Source organism: Sphingomonas sp. CCH9-E2 (assembly GCF_001557215.1).
Taxonomy (GTDB): Bacteria; Pseudomonadota; Alphaproteobacteria; order Sphingomonadales; family Sphingomonadaceae; genus Sphingomonas.
On sequence record NZ_LSJM01000085.1, the window covers coordinates 1 to 4283 of the forward strand.

The window sequence follows — 4283 nt, forward strand, 5'->3', positions numbered from 1 at the left end:
CTTTCATGGTCCAGACTATCATAGTCTCTGGGCCACTCAGCGGGGGGCAGATCATGTTCGCCTCAAGGTTCGGACGCAGGATGCGCGAACCGGTGATGACGATCGCCTCACCCTCGGCCGGAGCCTCTTCAGTCTGAGCGAAGGCCGGACTTGCGACCACGCTGCCGATCAGCAGGGTCGAGGTAAGCAGGTGCCTGCGAACATTTGATACCATTGGAAGCTCCCCGTTTTTGGGCGTCGCGTTGGACACCCCATCGTTCACGCACGACACACGCCGCGCAGATTGGGTATCGATACGTCTGTAACGATATGTCGCACAAGAGTTTGACACGCAGACTGTCGCAAAGTCGTCATGCCGTGACAAAAACGTCACATAACGGGCGTAGGGCGCGCGGGCCTAATCCGCCGTCACCGGCATCGACCCCGCGATCAGCAGCGGATCGATGCGCGCCTCGCCCCATTTCATGCCCCAGTGGAGATGCGGGCCGGTCGAGCGGCCCGTCGTTCCGATCGCGCCGATCGTCTGGCCGCGGCGCACCAGATCGCCGACCTTCACGTCGATCCGCGACAGGTGCAGAAACGCGCTGTTCAGGCCCATGCCGTGGTCGAGCATCAGCAGCTTGCCCTCCAGCGTGAAATCCTGCTGCGCAGCGAGCGTGACGACACCATCGGCCGGAGCGATAATGGGCGTTCCGGTCGGGCGCGCGACATCGACGCCCGAATGATAGGCGCCCGGCTCGCCCTTGTAGATGCGCTGCGATCCGAACAGGCCGGAGATGCGGCCAGTGACCGGCCACATGAACTTCTGTCGCCACCCCTGCACGCTGTGCGATTGGCCGCGCGCTGCGTTGATCAGCGCCAGTTCCGCCGGCCGCCGGCGTGCGAACTCGGCGCTGGGCTGGGCGATGCGCGGGAGGGTATTGAGCCGTTCGATCCGCCATGCACGCGGCTGGACCGACAGCGTCTGACGCAGCGTGCTGCCATCGACCCGGGTCGCGACCAGTTCGGCGCGCGGCGCCGCGTCACGGTCGAACGCGATCAGGAACCGGCCATCGGGTGCCAGCGGCACCGCGCGCCCGTCCAGCGTCACCGCGCTGGTCAGTGCCGGTGCCGTGCCGAGCACGGTGCCGCCCTGGATCATCGGACCATCGAACCGGAATGCCGTGCGCGACTGTGCCGATTGTGCCGGTGGCATTGCAGCCGACGGAGCGGCGACGGTCGCCACGATCCCCGTCAGCGTGAGCAATGCACCCGCGACGATCACCCCCCCGGACGTCCTCACCGCGCGGTCATCGCCTGTGTCGCAAGTTCGGCGCTGGCATAGGCCTCCTGCTCCGCAACGCTCCAGTAGCGCAGCGCGTCGAGCGGGATCTTCTCGCCGCTCACCGCGCAGACGACGTGATCGCCCGACGAGAGGACGCGAAAGCCGTTCGCCATATAGTGCAACCGCGCCGGGCGGGCGGAATTGGACGACATCAGCATGGCTACGCTCACTCTTGCATTTGGGGCGGGTCAGAACAGGCCAGGCTGTTCCGGCTTGTCCTCAACATATGCCTTGCCGCCGCTGCGCTCAACCCGCGCGTCGACCGGACCGTCACGGAAATGCAGCGTCAGCGCACCGGCGGCGCGCGCATCGGCGGCGCTGGCGATCACCTTGCCGCTCGCCTTGGCACCGACCCGAACATAGCCGCGCTGCAGAAGATTGTCGGGATTGACCGCTTCGAGCAGCTTGCCCGCGCCCTCCAACCGATGGCGCAACCCCTCCAGCTTGCGCTCAAGCACCGCTGGGCGGAGCGCGCCGGCAGCGCGGTCGAGCACGCCGCGCGCGACCGTCACGCGCCGCTCCAGCCCGCGATCCAACCGCGCGGCGAGGTCGTCGGCCTTTTGCCGCTGCGGCCCGAGCAGTGCATCGCGGCGTGGAAGGACGCGCACCAGCGCCTGCAACCGCTCATTGCCGCGCTCATGATAGCGTCGCGCGCAGCGTTCGGTGCGCAGCGCCAGCGTCGCGACATGGTGCGACAGGTCGGCACGCACCGGCACCGCCATTTCCGCCGCTGCGGTCGGGGTCGGCGCGCGCATGTCGGCGGCGAAATCGCACAAGGTGGTGTCGGTCTCATGCCCGACGGCCGAGATGATCGGAATGCGGCACGCCGCAACCGCGCGCACCACCGGTTCTTCGTTGAACGCCCACAGATCCTCGATCGACCCGCCACCCCGAGCGACGATCACCAGATCGGGGCGCGGTACCGGGCCGTTTTCGGGCATCGCATCGAACCCGCGCACCGCCGCCGCGACCTCCGACGCCGCGCCATCGCCCTGCACCTTGACCGGCCAGACCAGCACGCGCGTGGGAAAGCGGTCGGCAAGTCGATGGAGAATGTCCCGGATGACCGCGCCTGTGGGCGATGTGACGACGCCGATCACCTGCGGGGCAAACGGTAGCCGCTTCTTTTCCCCGTCGAAAAGGCCTTCCGCCTTCAGCTGCGCCTTCAGCCGTTCGAACAGCGCCATCAGCGCGCCTTCGCCCGCCAACTCCATCCGCTCGATCACGATCTGATATTTCGAGCGACCGGGATAGATGGTCAGCTTGCCCGTCGCGACCACTTCGATCCCGTCCTGCGGGCGGAAGGGCAGGCGATCGGCGGCCCCGCGCCACATCACGCCGTCGATCACCGCATCGGCATCCTTCAGCGCCAGATAGACATGGCCCGACGCTGCGCGCTTGTAGCCCGAAATCTCGCCGCGCAGCCGGACATGGCCGAACTCGCCCTCGACCATCCGTTTCAACCGCAGCGACAATTCGCCGATGCTGAGCGGCGCGTCATTGTCCCCTTCGCGCCCCTCGGCTACGAGCCGCGGCATATCGATATCGTCAAAGGGGTCTGACATGAACGTCCTGTTGCTTGGGTCCGGTGGCCGCGAACATGCGCTCGCCTGGAAGCTCGCGCAATCGCCCCGGCTCGATAGCCTGCATGCGATCCCCGGCAACCCCGGAATCGCCGATCATGCAACCTGCCACGATGTTCCGCTGACCGATCACGCGGCGGTGATCGCGTTCTGCCGCGCCCATGCGATCGGCTTTGTCGTGATCGGCCCCGAAGCGCCGTTGGTCGATGGCCTGAGCGACGCGCTGCGCGCCGCCGGCCTGCCCGTGTTCGGCCCGAGCCAGCGGGCTGCACAGCTCGAGGGATCGAAGGGCTTCACCAAGGATCTGTGCGCGCGTGAGAATATCCCGACCGCCGGCTATGTCCGCGTGCGCGACCTCGACACCGCCCGCGCGGTGCTGGCGCGCGACTTCGGGCGGCCGGTGGTGATCAAGGCCGACGGCCTTGCCGCAGGCAAGGGCGTAACCGTCGCGATGACCGAAGAGGAAGCCCAGGCCGCCATCGCCGCGATCTTCGAAAAGCCCGGCGGCGAGGCGGTGATCGAGGAGTTTCTGGAGGGCGAGGAAGCGAGCTTCTTCGTGATCACCGACGGGACCGACTTCGTCACCTTCGGCTCGGCGCAGGATCACAAGCGTGTCGGCGATGGCGATGTCGGCCCGAATACCGGCGGCATGGGCGCCTATAGCCCCGCCCCGGTGCTGACCCCGGCGCTGGAAGCCCAGGCGATCGAGACGATTATCAAGCCGACCATCGCGGGGATGGCGAAGGCCGGAACTCCCTATTCGGGCGTGCTCTATGCCGGGCTGATGCTCACGCGCACCGGGCCCAAGCTGATCGAGTATAACGCCCGCTTCGGCGACCCCGAATGCCAGGTGCTGATGATGCGGCTGGAGGACGATTTGCTCGAGCTGATGCTGGCGACCGAGGCGGGCGAGCTCGCCGACCGCGCCGCACCGCGCTTTGCCGACGGCACCGCGCTCACCGTGGTCATGGCGGCAAAGGGCTATCCCGGCACGCCCGAAACCGGCGGAGCGATCGGGGGCATCGCGGCGGCGGAAGCGACCGGCGCGAAGGTGTTTCAGGCTGGCACCCGGTTGGACGGCGGCAAACTCGTTGCAGCGGGGGGCCGCGTGCTGACCGTTACTGCCACCGGCACCAGCGTGACCGAGGCGCAGACCGCGGCCTACCGCGCGGTCGATGCGATCGAGTTCCCCAGCGGATTTGCCCGTCGCGACATCGGCTGGCGCGAGGCGGCGCGGGAGCGGGGCTGACCCATTATCGTCGCCCCCTGCGCAGCTTTCTGACAGTTTCAGTCAACTGATGTAACATTATCACCTGTTCATCTGCGGCTCATCCGGGCTGGCGCACGCCTTGGCGCGCTATCGCGACCAAGGGGAC

General features: G+C 67.5%; 5 protein-coding genes. 1 reads left to right on the plus strand and 4 read right to left on the minus strand.

The genetic code is table 11. The features are described from left to right. The 4 genes from AX681_RS22780 to xseA all read right to left on the minus strand — a co-directional run. A partial coding sequence (locus AX681_RS22780; RefSeq protein ID WP_231733663.1) for a hypothetical protein occupies positions 1-214 on the minus strand: 214 nt, incomplete at its 3' end. Between the two features lie 183 nt (positions 215-397). After that, positions 398-1195, minus strand: a complete 798-nt coding sequence (locus tag AX681_RS04705; protein ID WP_082737833.1) for a M23 family metallopeptidase — start codon at positions 1193-1195, stop codon at positions 398-400. 83 nt (positions 1196-1278) lie between these two features. Continuing rightward, a complete protein-coding gene (locus AX681_RS04710; RefSeq protein WP_443026116.1) occupies positions 1279-1482 on the minus strand; it encodes a DUF2093 domain-containing protein in 204 nt (67 codons plus the stop codon). A gap of 30 nt (positions 1483-1512) precedes the next feature. After that, the gene (gene xseA / locus AX681_RS04715) at positions 1513-2889 is read right to left on the minus strand and encodes an exodeoxyribonuclease VII large subunit (protein ID WP_066657164.1); all 1377 of its coding nucleotides are present in this window, start codon (positions 2887-2889) and stop codon (positions 1513-1515) included. Here xseA and purD point away from each other — a divergent pair. Then, positions 2888-4156, plus strand: a complete 1269-nt coding sequence (gene purD / locus AX681_RS04720; RefSeq protein ID WP_066657162.1) for a phosphoribosylamine--glycine ligase — start codon at positions 2888-2890, stop codon at positions 4154-4156. The two genes, xseA and purD, sit on opposite strands and share 2 nt — an antisense overlap. Positions 4157-4283 lie beyond the last annotated feature (127 nt).

What these genes read in the sequence shown, in the direction of transcription:
- xseA (WP_066657164.1), bottom strand. Translation starts at nt 2,889, where the DNA reads ATGTCAGACCCCTTTGACGATATCGATATGCCGCGGCTCGTAGCCGAG.
- AX681_RS04710 (WP_443026116.1), bottom strand. Translation starts at nt 1,482, where the DNA reads ATGCTGATGTCGTCCAATTCCGCCCGCCCGGCGCGGTTGCACTATATG.
- AX681_RS04705 (WP_082737833.1), bottom strand. Translation starts at nt 1,195, where the DNA reads ATGCCACCGGCACAATCGGCACAGTCGCGCACGGCATTCCGGTTCGAT.
- purD (WP_066657162.1), top strand. Translation starts at nt 2,888, where the DNA reads ATGAACGTCCTGTTGCTTGGGTCCGGTGGCCGCGAACATGCGCTCGCC.